Below are 16,624 nucleotides of genomic sequence, written 5' to 3' on the forward strand. Positions count from 1 at the left end.
GAGCTACCTCATGCCCCACAGCCCTGCGCCACTGAACAGCCCGATCAACGAACGCATCGACTGGCTGTTTGACCTCGCTCGGCGCCACGCCCTGGAGTACGCCAGCCCCGAGGCCTGGCTGGCTCGCCAGCACCACCTGGCCCGCCACCCCACCGCCATCCTGGTGATGAAGTGCATGGATGGCCGCATCAACATCCCGATCGCGACCCAGACGCCCAAGGGCATCATCCAGCCTTTTCGCAACCTGGGCGGCATTTTCAACCTGGGCTGGCCGCACCTGGGCGAGACATTGACCGCCGCCATGGAGAAGATCGTGCGCAGCGGGCGCCAGGCGCTGGTGATGACCACCTACCACTACTCCCGCGGCGACGAGCGGCGTGGCTGCGCCGGCTTCCACTTCCGCACCGATGATGCACGGGCCCACACCTTCGAAATCCGGCGCGAAATCGCCACCGTGTTCGGCGCCGGCCACGGCACGGTGTATCCGCTGGTGTGCGGCTTCGAGACCGACGAAGAAGCCCTGGTCGTGCACGGCCAGCAGGGCCGCAGCCTGAACATGGCCGACCTGAGCGAAGCCGATGTGGCCGGCCTGCCGGCGCGGCTGCTGGACCTGCTGCCCGACATGCCGACCCAGATCCGCGCCGACCTGCTGCCGCTGCTGCTGGGCAACCTGCGCCACATCGCCGCCCTGCGACAGACCGAGCGCGCGCTGGACATCGAGCACCGCGAATGGATGCTGTGCGTGGGCCGCGGGTTCGACTGGCTGCACCTGCCCAACCTGGCGCTGATCATCGGCCCCTACAGCCCGGACCTGGCCGACCCCATCCGCCAGGCGGCGCGCATCATCCGCTCCAACATGCAGGCCGGGCGCATTCCCGACGACGGTTTCCTGCTTCTGTCATCGGTGCCATATGAAGACATTGGCGTGGACCGGGCCAGGGCCACGCTGAAATCCAACTTCCTGGCCGATTTTGCCGCCGAGGTGCTGCAGCGAGAGTTTGCCGACCTGGCGCCGCTGATGCAGGTGCGCAAGACGGTGCTCAACTGGCACAGCCGCACTGTGGAGCCACTGGCCCCGCCGGCTTGAGGCGCGTCCAGACGATTCCTGGAGGTGGGGCCAAGGCGCCGGGGACCCCAGGCGCGCGCTTCACCCACCCGCCTCGCTAAAATGGGGGTCTTTCCCCCAGCCGATTGCACCATGTCCATCTTCGCCCGCCCCCACTACACCTCCGACGCGACCGACTTCATCGCGAAGCTCAAGGCCGACAAGCCCACGCTGGAGCAGGAGCAGCGCCAGGGCCGCGCCCTGCTGTGGGACAAGCAGATCGACCGCAACTTCCAGGCTGGCGCCCAGTCGGCCCAAGTGGCCCAGAAGCCCTACGTCTACCAGACCGGCACCCAGCCGAGCTGATCACCCTCCACGGGTGTGCAGGCGATCTGAACCATGAGCAACGACGCCACCACGCTGGAGCAGGCGCCCGACGGCCTCGATGCGATGCTGCCCGGGGTGGTCGATCAGGTGGCGCTGGCGCGGCTATACGGGGAGCCGCTGTTCGCGATGCCGCGCGACCTGTACATCCCCCCCGATGCTCTGCAGGTGTTTCTGGAAGCCTTCGAAGGCCCGCTGGACCTGCTGCTCTACCTGATCCGCAAGCAGAACTTCAACATCCTCGACATCCCGATGGCGGCGGTGACGCGGCAGTACCTGAGCTATGTCGACGAGATCCGCGCCAGCAACCTGGAACTGGCCGCCGAGTACCTGCTCATGGCCGCGATGCTGATCGAGATCAAATCGCGCATGCTGCTGCCGCCCAAGAAAACGGCCGAAGGCGAAGAAGCCGAAGACCCGCGCGCCGAGCTGGTGCGCCGCCTGCTGGAATACGAGCAGATGAAGCTAGCAGCCCACCGTCTGGGCGACCTGCCGCAGTACGGCCGCGATTTCCTGCGCGCTCAGGTCTATGTGGAGCAGGCGCTGGCACCCCGCTTTCCAGACGTCCACGCGGTGGACCTGCAAAGCGCCTGGCGCGACATCCTCAAGCGGGCCAAGCTGGTGCAGCACCACAAGATCAGCCGAGAACAGTTGTCGGTGCGTGAACACATGAGCATCGTGCTGCGCAAGCTGCAGGGTCGCCGCTTCGTGGAGTTCGGCGAGCTGTTCGACCCGTCGCGGGGCTCGCAGGTGCTGGTGGTGACCTTCATCGCCATGCTGGAGCTGGCGAAAGAAACGCTGATCGAGCTGACCCAGGCCGAGGCATTTGCGCCGATCTACGTGCGCCTGGCCTACACCCCCAACTGAAGCCCTGCGCTGGCAGACACCCCGCGGATGTGATGTCATGCGGGTAAGCCGCTTCACCACTTTCTTGCCGACATGACCGCCATCCATTCGTTCGACGTCCTCATCATTGGCAGCGGCCTGGCCGGACTCACCGCGGCCCTCAAGCTCGCGCCCACCCACCGCGTGGCGGTGGTCACCAAACGCGGTATCTCCGACGGATCGAGCAACTGGGCGCAGGGCGGCATTGCAGCCGTGCTGGCCGAAGGCGACAGCTATGCCTCGCATGTGGATGACACGCTGGTGGCCGGCGCTGGCCTGTGTGACCTCGAAGCCACCCGGTTCACGGTGGAAAACGCCCCGGCAGCCATCGCCTGGCTGCAGGAGCTGGGCGTACCTTTCTCTCAGGAAAACGGCGCGCTGCACCTCACACGCGAAGGCGGCCACAGCCACCGCCGCATCGTGCACGCCACCGACGCCACGGGCGCTGCGGTGCAAAAGACTTTGAGCGAGCGCGCCCGGGCCACGCCCAACATCCACTTTTTCGAAAACCACATGCTGGTGGACCTGATCACCGATGCCAAGCTCTCTGGCCAGCAGACCGCCCACGGTGCCGGACACTGCCACGGCGCCTACGTCCTCGATGTGGACCAGGACGTGATCGAGACCTTCCAGGCGCCACACACCATCCTCGCCACGGGCGGCGCAGGCAAGGTATACCTCTACACCACCAACCCCGACACCGCCACCGGCGACGGCATTGCCGCCGCCTGGCGCGCTGGCTGCCGGGTGGGCAACATGGAGTTCATCCAGTTCCATCCCACCTGCCTGTATCACCCGCACGCCAAGAGCTTTCTCATCACCGAAGCGGTGCGCGGCGAAGGTGGACAATTGAAACTGCCGGCTCGGCTGGACAGTCACCGCTTCATGCCCGACCACGATGCGCGCGCCGAGCTGGCACCGCGCGACGTGGTGGCCCGCGCCATTGACTTCGAAATGAAGAAACACGGTCTGGACTGCGTGTACCTCGACATCTCGCACCAGCCGGCCGAGTTCATTCAAGAGCACTTCCCCAACATCCTGGCGCGCTGCGCCGAACTCGGCATCGACATCACGAAAGAGCCGATCCCGGTGGTACCCGCCGCCCACTACACCTGCGGCGGCGTGGTGACCGATCTGGCCGGCCGCACCGATCTGGCAGGCCTGTACGCCGTGGGTGAGACCACCTGCACCGGCCTGCACGGCGCCAACCGGCTCGCCAGCAACTCGCTGGTGGAATGCATGGTATTTGCGCAGGCCGCTGTGAAGGCGATTGCCGAAGCACCGGTGGACACGGCGCCCGCGCTGCCGCTGTGGGACGACAGCCGCGTGACCGACGCCGACGAGATGGTGGTGATATCGCACAACTGGGACGAGCTACGCCGCTTTATGTGGGACTACGTGGGTATCGTGCGCACCGACAAGCGCCTGGAACGCGCAGCCCACCGCATCACGCTGCTGCAGCGGGAGATCCAGGAGTTCTACGCCCAGTTCCACGTGACACGCGACCTGCTGGAGCTCCGCAATCTGGTGCAGGTGGCCGATCTGATCGTGATGTCGGCCATGATGCGCCACGAGAGCCGGGGCCTGCATTTCAGCCGCGATCATCCCGGCCTGCTGCCCGAAGCCAAACCGACCATTCTGGTTCCCCCAGCGCGCTGAATACGCGCCGGGCCAGCGTTCACACCGCGACCGGTTGACCTTTGGCGAACCGCCATGCCATGCTGAGGGCATCACGACTCAGGAGTGCAGCATGCGCATTGGCGTACCCCGGGAAATCAAGAGCCATGAATACCGCGTCGGTCTGACACCGGCCAGTGTGCAAGAGCTGGTGGCGCACGGCCACGAAGTGCTGGTGCAGTCCGGCGCTGGCGAGGGCGCCGCTCAGGACGATGCGGCCTACCAGGCAGTCGGCGCCACGCTGCTGCCCGATGCCGCGGCGGTCTTTGCGCAGGCCGATCTGATCGTCAAGGTCAAGGAACCCCAGCCGCCGGAAATCACCCTGCTGCGCGCCGGCCAGGTGCTGTTCACCTTTCTGCATCTGGCGCCCGACGCGGCACTCACCGGCGGACTTCTGCGTGCCGGCGTGGTGGGCATCGCCTACGAAACCGTCACTGGCCCGGGTGGTAGCCTCCCGCTGCTGGCGCCTATGAGCGAGGTGGCGGGCCGTATGTCGGTTCAAGTGGGTGCACATCTGCTGGAGAAATCGCAGGGCGGCATGGGTCTGCTGCTCGGTGGCGTGCCCGGTGTGGCGCCGGCCCATGTGGTGGTATTGGGCGCCGGTACCGTCGGCGCCAGCGCTATCCGCATCGCGGTCGGCATGGGTGCCCGGGTCACGGTGCTTGACCGCAACCTCGACCGACTGCGTGCGCTCGACGCGCTGTACGGCAACCGCCTCGTCACGCTCTGCGCAACGAAATACCAGATCGAGTCGGCGGTGCTCAGCGCCGACCTGGTGATCGGCGCTGTGCTGGTGCCGGGTGCGTCAGCGCCGAGGCTGGTGCCGCGCGAACTGGTGTCGCGCATGAGGACTGCAGCGGCGGTGGTGGACGTGGCGATCGACCAGGGTGGCTGCTTCGAAACCTCGCGCCCAACGACACACGAACAGCCCACCTTTGTGGTCGACGGCGTTGTCCACTACGGCGTCACCAACATGCCCGGCAATGTGCCGCGAAGCTCAAGCTTCGCCCTGAACAACGCAACCCTTCCCTATGTGGTGTCGCTGGCGGACAAAGGATGGCAGCAGGCGATGCGCGACGACCCTGGCCTGCGCAATGGCCTGAATGTGGCGGCGGGCCAGGTGTGCCACGAAGCGGTCGCCCGGGCCCACGGCCTGCCGTTCGTGGCGGTCGACTCCGTATTGTGAGCACGCGGACCGAGCCGGTTCCCGGGCTCAGGCCGCGCCGATGTTAGGCACCAGGGCACCTGCGTCCTGCCCCCCGCGCTGCGCGGCGGTGAAGGCCAGCATGCGGTCGATGGGCAAGCGGGCGCGCTCGATCAGGGCCGCGTCAACCTCGATGCGGTTGAGGCCTTTTTCCAGTACCTGGGCCACGCCGGCCAGGCCGTTCATCGCCATCCAGGGACAGTGCGCGCAGCTCTTGCAGGTGGCGCTGTTGCCCGCGGTAGGGGCTTCGATGAACCGCTTGCCGGGGTTCTGCTGGCGCAGCATGTGCATCATGCCGTTGTCGGTGGCGACGATGAACTCGGGTGCGTCCATCTCGCGCGCGGCTTTCAGGATGGCCGAGGTGGAGCCCACCGCGTCGGCCAGCGCGATCACATCGGCCGGGCTCTCCGGGTGCACCAGCACCTTGGCCTGAGGGTGTTCTTTCTTCAGCGCCTCGAGCTCGAAGGCCTTGAACTCGTCGTGCACGATGCAGGAGCCAGTCCACATCAGCATGTCGGCGCCAGTTTCACGCTGGATGTAGCCACCCAGGTGCTTGTCGGGTGCCCACAGAATCTTGTGGCCCTTGTCTTTCAGCGTGCGCACGATGTCGAGAGCGCAGCTGCTCGTCACCAGCCAATCCGAGCGAGCCTTGACCGCCGCGCTGGTGTTAGCGTAAACCACCACGGTGCGGTCGGGGTTTGCATCGCAAAAGGCGCTGAACGCTTCGATGGGGCAGCCCAAGTCCAGCGAGCAGTTGGCGTCCAGATCGGGCATGAGCACCGTCTTCTCCGGGCTCAGGATTTTGGCCGTCTCGCCCATGAAGCGCACGCCTGAGACCACCAGCGTCTGCGCGGCGTGGTCTCGGCCAAAGCGCGCCATTTCCAGCGAGTCGCTGACGATGCCACCGGTCTCGATTGCCAGGTCCTGCAGGTCGGGGTGCACGTAGTAGTGCGACACCATCACCGCATTGCGTTCCTTGAGCAGTTGGCGGATGCGCTCCTTGAGCTCGGCGCGTTGTTTGGGCCCCGGCTCCACCGGCACACGCGCCCAGGCGTGTTTCGTGGGGCAGGCGGGCTGCTCGTATTCGACGTCAATGACGGCGCTGTCGGTGGTGGCGATGTTCATGCTCAGGGGCCTTTCAGCGGTCTATCAGAACGCGTCGAATCTCATCGAAAAGTCGATCGCCTTCACGTCTTTGGTGAGGGCACCAATTGAAATGCGGTCGACCCCGGTGTCTGCCAGGGCGCGTACCGTCTCCAGGCTCACTCCACCAGAAATCTCGAGCACGGCGCGACCGGCGTTGCGGCGCACCGCTTCCTGCAGCGTGTGGATGTCCATGTTGTCCAGCAGGACCATCGTCGCGCCGCTGGCCAGCGCTTCGTCGAGCTGTACCAGGGTCTCCACTTCAATTTCGACGAAGCGCGCCTGAGGCGCGGTTTCAGCGACGCGCCGCAGCACGGCAGGCACACCACCGGCCGCGGCAATATGGTTTTCCTTGATCAGCACCGCGTCATACAAGCCGATGCGGTGGTTCACCCCGCCGCCGGTCTTGACCGCGTGTTTCTGCGCCAGCCGCAGGCCAGGCAATGTCTTGCGCGTGTCCACGATCTGCGCTCGCGTGCCGGTCACTGCGGCCACGAAAGTGGCGGTCTTGGTGGCTACCGCCGACAGCAGCTGCAGAAAATTGAGCGCGGTGCGCTCGGCGGTCAGCAGCGCCTGGGCGTTGCCTTCGATTTCCAGCACCACCTGCTCGGCCTCGCAGCGCTGGCCCTCCAGCACGTGCCAGGTCAGCTTCGCCTGGGCATCGCAGGCCGCCAACGCGGCCTCGACCCAGGGCACGCCACAGATCACTGCAGACTCACGCGCCACGATGCGGGCTTTGGCGCGGCGGGTGGGAGCGACCAGCGCGGCGGTGAGGTCACCCGCGCCCACATCTTCCGCCAGTGCGCGCGCCACATCGGCCTGCGCCAGTTCAGCAAGATCGGCTGCGGAGAATTCCGAGAGGTGTTTCATGGAGAGCAAGCATAGCGCTATCGAATATAGTGCCCTGCATCAGAAGTCCATGCCCGAGGAGACGTGACATGAACCCAGCATCGCCCACCCCACCCACCGGCACGCCCTACGGCACCCTGCCCTCGGCCTCACCGCTGCCGCAGCGAAAACCCGTGAGCATGCCGCGGCTGCAGGAGATGCGCGAGCGCGGCGAAAAGATCACCATGCTCACCGCCTACGACGCCACGTTCGCGGCAGTGGCAGACGCCGCGGGCGTCGAGTGCATCCTGGTCGGCGATTCGCTGGGCATGGTGTGCCAGGGACTCTCCAGTACCGTGGGCGTCTCCTTGGATACCATGCGTTACCACACCGCCAGTGTGGCGCGGGGCCTGCAGCGCGTGCAAGGCACCGCGTGGCTCATCGGTGACCTGCCCTTTGGCAGTTACCACGAAAGCAAAGAACAAGCCCTGCGCAGTGCCAGCGAGCTCATGCAGGCGGGCGCCCACATGGTCAAGCTGGAAGGAGGTGGCTGGACCACCGAGACGGTGCGCTTCCTGGTCGAACGCGGCATCCCGGTCTGCGCCCACCTCGGCCTCACGCCACAGACAGTGCACGCACTGGGCGGCTACCGCGTCCAGGGACGCGGTGATGCCGCTGCACTTCAGCTGCGCCGCCAGGCGATCGAACTGCAGGACGCTGGCGCCTCCATGCTGGTGCTGGAGATGGTGCCTGCTGTGCTGTCGGCCGAGATCACCATCGAGCTCAAGACCTGCCACACCATCGGCATCGGCGCTGGTCGGGGCACGGCTGGCCAGGTGCTGGTGATGCACGACATGCTGGGCATCAATCTGGGCAAGAACCCCAAGTTTGTGCGCAACTTCATGGAAGGAGCCGCCAGCGTGCGCGAAGCCATGGCCGCCTATGTGGCCGCTGTGAAGGATGGCAGCTTTCCGGATGACGGCCTGCATGCCTGGTAGCGGGCCCTCCCCCCCGCCGCGCCCCTTGACAAGACACCTCTAGCCTATGCAACTCGTCCACACCATTGAAGACCTGCGCACAGCGCTGCGCCCCTTCAATTCCCCGGCCTTTGTACCGACCATGGGCAATCTGCACGACGGGCACCTGAACCTGGTGCGCAGCGCCAAGCCGCTGGGCGATGTGGTGGTGTCCAGCATCTTCGTGAACCGCTTACAGTTCGCGCCCAATGAGGACTTCGACTCCTACCCGCGCACCCTGAAGGCCGATTGCGAGCGGCTGGAGCAGGCCGGTTGCGACGTGGTGTTTGCGCCGCTGGAGAAGGAGCTGTACCCGGTGCCGCAGCAGTTCAAGGTTCACCCGCCCGGGGAACTGGCCGACATCCTGGAAGGTCACTTCCGACCAGGCTTTTTCATTGGCGTAAGCACGGTGGTGATGAAGCTTTTTCAGTGCGTGTTCTCCGAGGCCAAGGGCCCGCGCTACGCCCTGTTCGGCAAGAAGGACTACCAGCAGCAGATGGTGATCAAGCGCATGGTGCAGCAGTACGCCATGCCCATCACGGTGATCGCCGGTGAGACCCAGCGAGCATCCGATGGCCTGGCTCTGAGCTCGCGCAATGGCTACCTAAACGAGCGTGAGCGAGCCGAAGCCATTCAACTCTCGCTGGCGCTGCGCACGCTGGCCCGCGAGGCACTGGCCACTGCCGAGGCCATGCCCCAGCAACTGCCCGCCTTGGAATCCCGCGCCATGCATGCCCTGGCCGCGCGCGGCTGGCAGCCCGACTACCTGACGGTGCGTCGACGCTCCGATCTGCTGACACCCAGAACCCGCGACGCAACCACGCCGGGGTCGCTGGTGGTGCTGGGTGCGGCTCGCCTGGGCAGCACGCGGCTGATCGACAATTTCGAAGTGTAGAGAACGCCCCCGCCGCGCTGCGCGCGCGCCCCTCAACGGGGCAATGACTGTGGCATGGCAAAGCCAGTTCCTCGGCATTTCTGGTATGGGGCATTACACGCCGGAGAGCGGTGTGGCGACTACCTCAATCAGCTGTGTTCGTCTTTGGCGTCTCGCCCCATCAAGGCGGCCACAGCCTGTGCCGGCAACATCTGGCCTTCCAGGAGCGCCACCACGCCTTCGCTGATCGGCATATCCACACCAAGCGCCTTGGCGCGTTGCACGACGGTGCGGGCGCTGTAGACACCTTCGGCCACATGGCCGAGCGAATCCACTGCCTGCTGCAGGGTCATGCCGCTGGCCAGCAGCTGCCCCACCTTGCGGTTGCGGGACAGGTCGCCGGTGGCGGTGAGCACCAGATCGCCCAGGCCCGAGAGCCCCATGAAGGTTTCGGCCTTGGCGCCTAGCGCCAGGCCTAGGCGCGTCATTTCGGCCAGGCCACGGGTGACCAGGGCGGCTCGGGCATTGAGGCCCAGGTTCAGGCCATCGCACAGGCCGGTGGCGATGGCCAGCACGTTTTTCACCGCGCCGCCCACCTCCACGCCCACGATGTCATCGTTGGCGTACACGCGAAGCGACGGGCTGTGAAAAGCCGCCACCAGCGCTTCGCGCACGTGGGCATGTTCACTGGCCGCGACCAGCGCTGTGGGCTGAGCGAGGGCCACCTCTTGCGCAAAACTGGGGCCACTGAGCACGCCGGAAGACATCGCAGGCGCCACCTGGGCGCGAATTTCATGGCCCAGCAGACCTGGCACCTGCGCATCGAGAGACGCTTCAAAACCCTTGCACAGCCAGGCGACGGGCATGCGCAGGCCGCTCAAAGTGGTCAGCAGACCGCGCAAAGCGGCCATCGGCGCGGCGATGACCACCAGATCGGCGTCGGTCAGCCACGCAGCGCCTGCATGCAGCGGACCATGAACCAGCTGCAAAGGCTCAGGCAGTGCCACACCGGGCAGATAGCGGCCGTTCTCGCGCGCGGCCTGCATCTGGGCGATCTGCTGGGGGTCACGGGCCCACAAGGTGACCCGATGCCCACACTTGGCGGCGCTGATCGCCAGTGCGGTACCCCAGGCGCCAGCGCCCAGCATGGCGATGTTCATGACGCCTTTCGCCAGCAACCTGCGTGTTTACTGGGTGACGATGCGTGGCTTGTCGTCGTCGGCTTGCGCCTGCGCCTGCTGCTGCTCGTACATGGCCTGGAAATTGATCTCGGCCAGGTGTACCGGCGGGAAGCCGCCTCGCTGGATGATGTCGGCCACGTTGCCGCGCAGGTAAGGGTAGACGATCTGCGGGCACGCGATGCCCATGATCGGGCCCATCTGGTCTTCGGGCAGGTTGCGGATCTCGAAGATGCCGGCCTGTTTGGCTTCCACCAGGAACACCGTCTTGTCCTTGATCTTGGTCTGGACCGTGGCGGTCACGCATATCTCGTACACGCCTTCGGCCACGGGATTGGCTTCCACGCCCAACTGGATGTCAACCGAAGGCTGCTCCTGCTCAAGCAGGATGGCCGGCGAATTCGGCTGCTCCAGCGAAGCCTCCTTGAGGTAGATGCGCTGGATCTGGAAGGTGGGGTCTTGATCGGCCATGAAGTGCTTTCGTTGGATCGTGAAAAGAAACGCTTGCGGGCGCAGGCGCCGCAGAGCGAGCAATATGTCAAATTATCTCAGGCGGCCCTTGAAGGGCCTGCTGGCGCCAGCGCCAGTGCGTCGCCGCCGGCTGGGCTCAGGGCTGCAGCAATGGCGTGAGGCCGCCGCGGCCGTCCAGCGCGTGCAAATCGTCGCACCCGCCAATGTGGGCGTCGTCGATGAAAATCTGCGGCACGCTGGTGCGACCGGTAATCTGGGTCATTTTGGCCCGCAGAGCCGGCTCGCCGTCCACCACGATCTCTTCGAGGTTGGTGACGCCGCGTTGCAGCAGCAGCGCCTTGGCGCGGCTGCAGAAAGGGCAGTAATTGCTCGTGTACATCTTCACAGCGGCCATGGGTATCGTCTCCAGTTCGTTTCAGGCTTTGTCGACCGGCAGGCTGGCCGAGCGCCAGGCTCCCATGCCGCCCGAGAGCGATCGCACGTTCTCGTATCCAAGCTTCTTGGCCACAGCGAGCGCCCGCTTGGAGCGCATGCCCGAGGCACACACCAGCACCACGGGGGTCGCCTTGTTCTTCACCACACCGGTCAGCTTGGCTTCGAGCTGCTCCAGGGGCACGTTTTTCGCGCCCACCACGTGGCCAGCGGCGAATTCGTCAGCGCCGCAGACATCCACGACAACCGCCTTGTCGCGGTTCATCAGCTGCACCACTTCATTGGGGTTGAGGCTGTCGGCACCACCGCCGGAAGACAGCACGGGCCATAGCAGCATGCCGCCAGAGGTCAGCGCCACGGACAGCAGCACCCAGTTTTCAATCACAAAGCTCACGGAGACACCTTTTTTGAGTCAAGCCCGTGATTTTAGAATGTATGGCTGACCTGCGCTGAATACCGGTCCCCTCAGCACGGTGCAAGCCTCTTTCTCGCCTCTTTGTCTCACCCCAGCCCCAACCCCTCTGCCATGCACAAACTTGTCCTGATTCGCCACGGCGAGTCCACCTGGAACCTGGAAAACCGATTCACCGGCTGGACCGATGTTGACCTGACCCCCACCGGCGTCTCGCAGGCCATCTCGGCCGGCAAGCTGCTGCGCGACGAGGGCTGGGACTTCGATATCACCTACACCAGCGTACTCAAGCGCGCCATCCACACGCTGTGGCACACGCTGGACCAGATGGACCGCACCTGGCTGCCAGTGGTCAAGACCTGGCGGCTGAATGAGCGTCACTACGGTGCCCTGCAGGGCCTGAACAAAGGCGACATGGCCAAGCAGTACGGCGACGAGCAGGTGCTGGTCTGGCGACGCAGCTACGACACGCCTCCGCCAGCGCTGGAAGCCAGCGACCCGCGCAGCGAACGCAGCGATCGGCGCTATGCCGGGCTGCCACTCGACGCGGTGCCGCTCACCGAATGCCTCAAGGACACGGTGGCGCGCGTCATGCCGTTTTGGAACGAGGCCCTGGCGCCGGCCATCCACAGCGGCCAGCGCGTGCTGGTGTCGGCCCACGGCAATTCGATCCGGGCCATGGTCAAGTACCTGGACAACATCTCAGAGCAGGACATCGTGGGCTTGAACATCCCGAATGGCATTCCGCTGGTGTACGAGCTCGATGCCGATCTGAAGCCGCTGAAACGCTACTACCTGGGCGATGCCGAGGCAGCCGCCAAGGCAGCGGCAGCGGTCGCCGCACAAGGCAAGAGCTGATTGGTAGCCGGTGGCCGCTGTATCCACTGTGTGAGCCGCTAGGGTACTTGCGGAACCGAATGCCGTCGCGATGCTCCAAGGTGTATATTGACTCGCCAGCGGGGCGTTTGAGTCCTGCTGGCTTTTTTGTTGGGGTATCGCGATGGGTAAAGAAGTGGGTCGTAAATTGAAGATTGCGGGCTGGTTGGCCGTGGGTGCCGTGGCCGGTGCCTTGACCACAGTGCAGTTCCAGGCCGTGGCGCGCGGCACTCTGGCCCCGTTGCCGCTGGAAGAGCTGCAACAACTCGCAGCCGTCTTCGGCATGGTCAAGACCGACTATGTGGAGCCGGTAGACGAGAAAAAACTCATTTCCGAGGCCATTTCGGGCATGGTCGCCAGCCTCGACCCGCATTCCCAGTACTTCGATAAGAAAGATTTCAAAGCCTTTCGTGAGGGCACCAGCGGCCGCTTTGTGGGTGTGGGCATCGAAATCAGCATGGAAGACGGCCTGGTGAAGGTGGTGTCCCCGATTGAAGATTCGCCAGCGTTCCGGGCTGGCCTGAAGTCGGGCGACCTGATCACCAAGATCGACGACACCATGGTCAAGGGCCTGACCATCAACGACGCGGTCAAGCTCATGCGCGGCGAGCCACGCACCAAGGTGCTGCTCACCATTTTCCGCAAGGACGAAAACCGCAGCTTCCCGGTGACCATCACCCGTGAGGAGATCAAGACCCAGAGCGTGAAGTCTCGGGTGGTTGAGCCGGGCTATGCATGGGTGCGCGTGTCGCAGTTCCAGGAACGCACCATCGAAGATTTTTCGCGCAAGGTCGAAGAAATCTACAAAACCAACCCCAACCTCAAAGGCATGGTGCTGGACCTGCGCAACGATCCGGGCGGCCTGCTGGACGCTGCGGTGGCGCTCTCCGCTGCTTTCCTGCCAGAGGGCACCACGGTGGTCTCCACCAACGGCCAGCTGGAAGACAGCAAGTTCGTCTACAAGGCCATTCCGCAGCACTACCTGCGCCGCGGCGGCAGCGACCCTATCAAGCGCCTGACTGACGCCACCAACGGCGCCCTGCGCAAAGTCCCGCTGGTGGTACTGGTCAACGAAGGCTCGGCCTCGGCCAGCGAGATCGTGGCCGGCGCCCTGCAGGACCACAAGCGCGCCACCATCATGGGTAGCCAGACCTTTGGCAAGGGCTCGGTACAGACGGTGCGCCCGCTGGGACCCGACACCGGCCTGAAGCTCACCACGGCGCGTTACTACACGCCTTCGGGCAACTCGATCCAGGCCAAGGGCATCGTGCCCGAGGTGATGGTCGACGAAACGCTGGAGGGCAACGTATTTGCCGCGCTGCGCACCCGTGAAGCTGACCTGCAAAAGCACCTCGAAGGTACGGACGAGGCCAAACGCAACGGCGTGCCCATGACCGACGCGCAGCGCGCCGCCGAGCAGCAACGCGACTTGGACCGCGAAGAGGCCCGCAAGCGGCTGGAAGAAGAAGCTCGCAAGAACCCGGGCCAACGGTTGGTCCCCGAGTTCGGCAGCGAAAAAGACTTCCAGCTCCAGCAGGCGCTGAACCACCTCAAAGGCAAGCCTGTGCTGGTGAGCAAGACCCTGACCGCGCGCACCGAAGAAAAGAAAGAACAGTGACCCTCGCCTGGCCCAGCGCCAGGCCTCTGCTGTGAACGACGCCCAGCTGCTGCGCTATTCGCGCCACATTCTGCTCAACGAGCTCGGCATCGAAGGCCAGGAAAGGTTGCTCGCCGCACATGCGCTGGTGATCGGCGCGGGCGGGCTGGGTTCACCGGTCTGCCTCTACCTGGGTAGCGCGGGCGTCGGCCGTATCACGGTGGTGGACCACGACGTGGTCGACGAGACCAACCTGCAGCGCCAGATCGCCCACACGCTGGCCCGAGTCGGCACGCCCAAGGCCGAATCGGTAGCGGAGGCGATCGCCGCCATCAACCCCGACCCGCAGGTCACGCCCATCGTGATCCGCGCCGATGCCGCCCTGCTCGACACCCTGGTGGCCCAGGCTGACGTGGTGCTCGACTGCACCGACAACTTCACCACCCGACACGAGATCAACCGTGCCTGCGTCGCGCACAGCAAACCCCTGGTGTCTGGCGCGGCGATCCGCATGGACGGCCAGCTCAGCGTGTTCGATCTGCGCACCCCCGGCAATCCCTGCTACGCCTGCGTGTTCCCGGAAGACTCGGGCGTGGAGGAAACCCGCTGCGCCACGATGGGTGTGTTCGCGCCGCTGGTTGGCATCGTGGGCACCATGCAGGCGGCCGAGGCGCTCAAGCTGCTCAGTGGCATTGGCTCACGTCTCACCGGACAGTTGCTGATGATCGATGGCCGCGACATGGCTTTCAACGCGATCCAGCTACCAGTCAACCCGCAGTGCCCGGTTTGCGGACACGTCCACCCGCCGACCCAGGCGCCTGGCTAAGGGAACACGCAGGGGCCGCGGCGCTGCCGGAACCTGCGCGGCAGCTCGGCCTGGGGGTCGGCGAACAGCCCAAGACCAGCCACACGGGCCCGCGCTTCCTCGCGCTGATAGGGGCCCACGCTTTTGCGCCAGCGGTACGACCAGGCATGACCAATGCCGACCAGCCAGCCACCGACGTCTTCGCCCTGGTGCTGAAGCCGCGCCAGACCGCGGCCACAGTCGTCGATGGCGCGCTCGCTCACCCGGACCACCTGCCGCAACACGCGCTGCGCCAGCGCATCGCGCGCCGCTTCGCCACCCGTCTGGCAGATCTCGGGCGCATCCAACCCGTCCAACCTCAGCTTGCGGTAGCGCCCCTCGGGCAGCGGCTGTACCCACACCGTGTCGCCGTCGAACACGCGGGTGACCCGGGCTTCGTAGGCCCGCTCGGCCGCCAGCAATGGCATCGCTAGCGCGACGAGCATCCCCGCGGCGATCAGCCGCCGGACCGTGCTTGCGCGGCTCAAGGAAACGTCCAGTCGGTCGGTTCGAGCAGGTCGAACGCGGGATGCAGGGTGACCTCGCCCATCGGAACGATGGGGGCGAACGGCCGCACCAGAAAGCAGCCTGCCGGCGCACCGTGCAGGGTGAGCGCGGGCGTCGAGCGAAAACCGAACCGACCGTAATAAGCGGGCTCACCCAGGACCACGCAGCCCGCCGCCCCCAGCTGCCGCATGGCGCGCAAACCCTGCGAAACCAACGTACTGCCCACCCCCACCCCCTGCCATGCGGGCACGACCGATAAGGGCCCCAGACCGTACCAGCTCGGCGCATCGCCGCTGATGGCCACCGGGGAAAATGTGATCTGGCCCACCAGGCTTCCGGGAGAGGCAGGGGCGCCCGCCCGCGCCACCAGCGACAGGGTGAGCGCACCGGCATCCCGCAATCGGCGGATGATCTCGCCCTCGGTCTGGCGGCTGTGGGGTTGCTGCTCGAACGCAGCGTGCGTCAGGGCATCCACCGCCGTCACATCGGCCGGGGTTTCGGCATGCAGGAAAAACGCCGGGCGTTGGGCCGTCACAACCGCCCCGCAGCGCATAACGCACGATCGCAGGCGGTCGATCGGTCGCATCGACCGCCCGACACCAGAAGCAAACGGATCACCATGGCGCTGATTTTGACCCGGTTTTTCGCTACCAGCGCCGCCCAGCAGCCACAGGGACAGACTGGCCGTTGTGCGCAGTGCACACCCGCCGCATGGGTCAGGCCAGAACGCGAAGCCCTGCAACCGTCTTGAGACAGGCCTCGGCCGCCTCCGAGCCCTTCACCGCAAAGTGGCGCAGGAAGTACTTGCGGTGCTCCACATGCTCGTGGAAATGGTGCGGCGTGAGCACCGCACAGATCACCGGCACCCCAGTGTCGAGCTGCACGTCCATCAAGGCGCGCACCACAGTGGTGGAAATGATGTCGTGGCGGTAGATGCCATCGTCGGCCACCAGTGCGCTGCCGACAATGGCCGCGTACCGGCCCGAGCGCGCCAGTCGCTGGGCGTGCAGCGGGATCTCGAAAGCGCCTGCCACATCAAACACGTCGATGCGATCCGCGGCCACCCCAGCCCCTGCCATGGCTTCAAAAAATGCGTCGCGCGCCTGATGCACGATGTCGGCATGCCAGGAGGCCTCGACAAACGCAAATCGCAGATCGGCGGGCAGCGTGGGGTCGATGGGGTTCGGGGTCGGACTCATGGAGGCTCCAGCAATCGGGCGTTGACGTTGTTGGGAATTGTGGCAGCGGTGC

General features: G+C 65.6%; 19 protein-coding genes. 10 read left to right on the top strand and 9 right to left on the bottom strand.

All coding sequences use genetic code 11. From position 1 onward, the window contains the following. The first annotated feature begins 10 nt into the window (after window positions 1-10). The 5 genes from GPT34_RS00310 (at window position 11) to ald (ending at window position 5,177) form a co-directional block, all read left to right on the top strand. Window positions 11-1,087 carry a hypothetical protein gene (locus GPT34_RS00310; protein ID WP_291008119.1) on the top strand — a complete coding sequence of 359 codons (1,077 nt, stop codon included), beginning with the start codon at window positions 11-13 and terminating at the stop codon, window positions 1,085-1,087. A gap of 111 nt (window positions 1,088-1,198) precedes the next feature. Then, window positions 1,199-1,411, top strand: coding sequence for a DUF3460 family protein (locus GPT34_RS00315; protein ID WP_291008122.1), 213 nt, complete (start codon window positions 1,199-1,201; stop codon window positions 1,409-1,411). Between the two features lie 33 nt (window positions 1,412-1,444). Continuing rightward, window positions 1,445-2,296, top strand: a complete 852-nt coding sequence (locus GPT34_RS00320; protein ID WP_291008125.1) for a ScpA family protein — start codon at window positions 1,445-1,447, stop codon at window positions 2,294-2,296. Between the two features lie 72 nt (window positions 2,297-2,368). Continuing rightward, window positions 2,369-3,973 (top strand): L-aspartate oxidase, encoded by a 1,605-nt coding sequence (gene nadB / locus GPT34_RS00325; RefSeq protein WP_291008128.1) that lies wholly within the window; start codon window positions 2,369-2,371, stop codon window positions 3,971-3,973. 91 nt (window positions 3,974-4,064) lie between these two features. Further along, window positions 4,065-5,177, top strand: coding sequence for an alanine dehydrogenase (gene ald, locus GPT34_RS00330; RefSeq protein ID WP_291008131.1), 1,113 nt, complete (start codon window positions 4,065-4,067; stop codon window positions 5,175-5,177). Between the two features lie 27 nt (window positions 5,178-5,204). Here ald and nadA read toward each other — a convergent pair whose 3' ends face one another. Both nadA and nadC read right to left on the bottom strand, forming a co-directional pair. Further along, entirely contained in the window at window positions 5,205-6,320 is a 1,116-nt protein-coding gene (nadA, locus tag GPT34_RS00335; RefSeq protein ID WP_291008133.1) for a quinolinate synthase NadA, read from the bottom strand. A 24-nt stretch (window positions 6,321-6,344) separates the two neighbouring features. Further along, complete coding sequence (gene nadC, locus GPT34_RS00340) at window positions 6,345-7,208, bottom strand: carboxylating nicotinate-nucleotide diphosphorylase (protein WP_291008135.1); 864 nt, start codon at window positions 7,206-7,208, stop codon at window positions 6,345-6,347. Window positions 7,209-7,276: 68 nt separating this feature from the next. Here nadC and panB point away from each other — a divergent pair, with 68 nt between their 5' ends. Both panB and panC read left to right on the top strand, forming a co-directional pair. Continuing rightward, the gene (gene panB / locus GPT34_RS00345; protein WP_291008137.1) at window positions 7,277-8,164 is read left to right on the top strand and encodes a 3-methyl-2-oxobutanoate hydroxymethyltransferase; all 888 of its coding nucleotides are present in this window, start codon (window positions 7,277-7,279) and stop codon (window positions 8,162-8,164) included. A gap of 46 nt (window positions 8,165-8,210) precedes the next feature. Beyond that, on the top strand, window positions 8,211-9,077 hold the full coding sequence (panC, locus tag GPT34_RS00350) for a pantoate--beta-alanine ligase (protein ID WP_291008139.1): 867 nt from the start codon (window positions 8,211-8,213) through the stop codon (window positions 9,075-9,077). 128 nt (window positions 9,078-9,205) lie between these two features. On the opposite strand, the gene GPT34_RS00355 is transcribed toward panC, so the two are convergent. The 4 genes from GPT34_RS00355 to GPT34_RS00370 all read right to left on the bottom strand — a co-directional run bounded on the left by GPT34_RS00355 (window position 9,206) and on the right by GPT34_RS00370 (window position 11,531). Further along, on the bottom strand, window positions 9,206-10,216 hold the full coding sequence (locus GPT34_RS00355) for an NAD(P)H-dependent glycerol-3-phosphate dehydrogenase (RefSeq protein ID WP_291008141.1): 1,011 nt from the start codon (window positions 10,214-10,216) through the stop codon (window positions 9,206-9,208). Between the two features lie 27 nt (window positions 10,217-10,243). After that, window positions 10,244-10,705, bottom strand: coding sequence for a protein-export chaperone SecB (secB, locus tag GPT34_RS00360; RefSeq protein ID WP_291008143.1), 462 nt, complete (start codon window positions 10,703-10,705; stop codon window positions 10,244-10,246). Between the two features lie 136 nt (window positions 10,706-10,841). Then, window positions 10,842-11,099 (bottom strand): glutaredoxin 3, encoded by a 258-nt coding sequence (gene grxC / locus GPT34_RS00365; protein ID WP_291008145.1) that lies wholly within the window; start codon window positions 11,097-11,099, stop codon window positions 10,842-10,844. Window positions 11,100-11,120: 21 nt separating this feature from the next. Next, on the bottom strand, window positions 11,121-11,531 hold the full coding sequence (locus GPT34_RS00370) for a rhodanese-like domain-containing protein (RefSeq protein ID WP_291008147.1): 411 nt from the start codon (window positions 11,529-11,531) through the stop codon (window positions 11,121-11,123). Window positions 11,532-11,663: 132 nt separating this feature from the next. Between GPT34_RS00370 and gpmA the strand changes: the two genes are divergently transcribed. The 3 genes from gpmA (at window position 11,664) to GPT34_RS00385 (ending at window position 14,848) form a co-directional block, all read left to right on the top strand. Beyond that, on the top strand, window positions 11,664-12,407 hold the full coding sequence (gene gpmA, locus GPT34_RS00375; protein ID WP_291008149.1) for a 2,3-diphosphoglycerate-dependent phosphoglycerate mutase: 744 nt from the start codon (window positions 11,664-11,666) through the stop codon (window positions 12,405-12,407). Between the two features lie 154 nt (window positions 12,408-12,561). Then, window positions 12,562-14,043 carry a S41 family peptidase gene (locus GPT34_RS00380; RefSeq protein ID WP_291008991.1) on the top strand — a complete coding sequence of 494 codons (1,482 nt, stop codon included), beginning with the start codon at window positions 12,562-12,564 and terminating at the stop codon, window positions 14,041-14,043. Window positions 14,044-14,074: 31 nt separating this feature from the next. Then, a complete protein-coding gene (locus GPT34_RS00385) occupies window positions 14,075-14,848 on the top strand; it encodes a HesA/MoeB/ThiF family protein (protein ID WP_291008151.1) in 774 nt (257 codons plus the stop codon). On the opposite strand, the gene GPT34_RS00390 is transcribed toward GPT34_RS00385, so the two are convergent. From GPT34_RS00390 to GPT34_RS00400, 3 genes are all read right to left on the bottom strand, one after another. Then, window positions 14,845-15,354: a thermonuclease family protein gene (locus tag GPT34_RS00390; RefSeq protein WP_291008153.1), complete on the bottom strand. Its 510-nt coding sequence runs from the start codon at window positions 15,352-15,354 to the stop codon at window positions 14,845-14,847. The genes GPT34_RS00385 and GPT34_RS00390 overlap by 4 nt on opposite strands. Continuing rightward, a complete protein-coding gene (locus GPT34_RS00395; protein ID WP_291008155.1) occupies window positions 15,351-15,908 on the bottom strand; it encodes an N-acetyltransferase in 558 nt (185 codons plus the stop codon). Before GPT34_RS00395 ends, GPT34_RS00390 begins: the two co-directional genes overlap by 4 nt. Window positions 15,909-16,089: 181 nt before the next feature. Beyond that, on the bottom strand, window positions 16,090-16,572 hold the full coding sequence (locus GPT34_RS00400; protein ID WP_291008157.1) for a 6,7-dimethyl-8-ribityllumazine synthase: 483 nt from the start codon (window positions 16,570-16,572) through the stop codon (window positions 16,090-16,092). Window positions 16,573-16,624 lie beyond the last annotated feature (52 nt).

This window comes from Hydrogenophaga sp. (assembly GCF_011390835.1).
Classification (GTDB): Bacteria; Pseudomonadota; Gammaproteobacteria; order Burkholderiales; family Burkholderiaceae_C; genus Hydrogenophaga.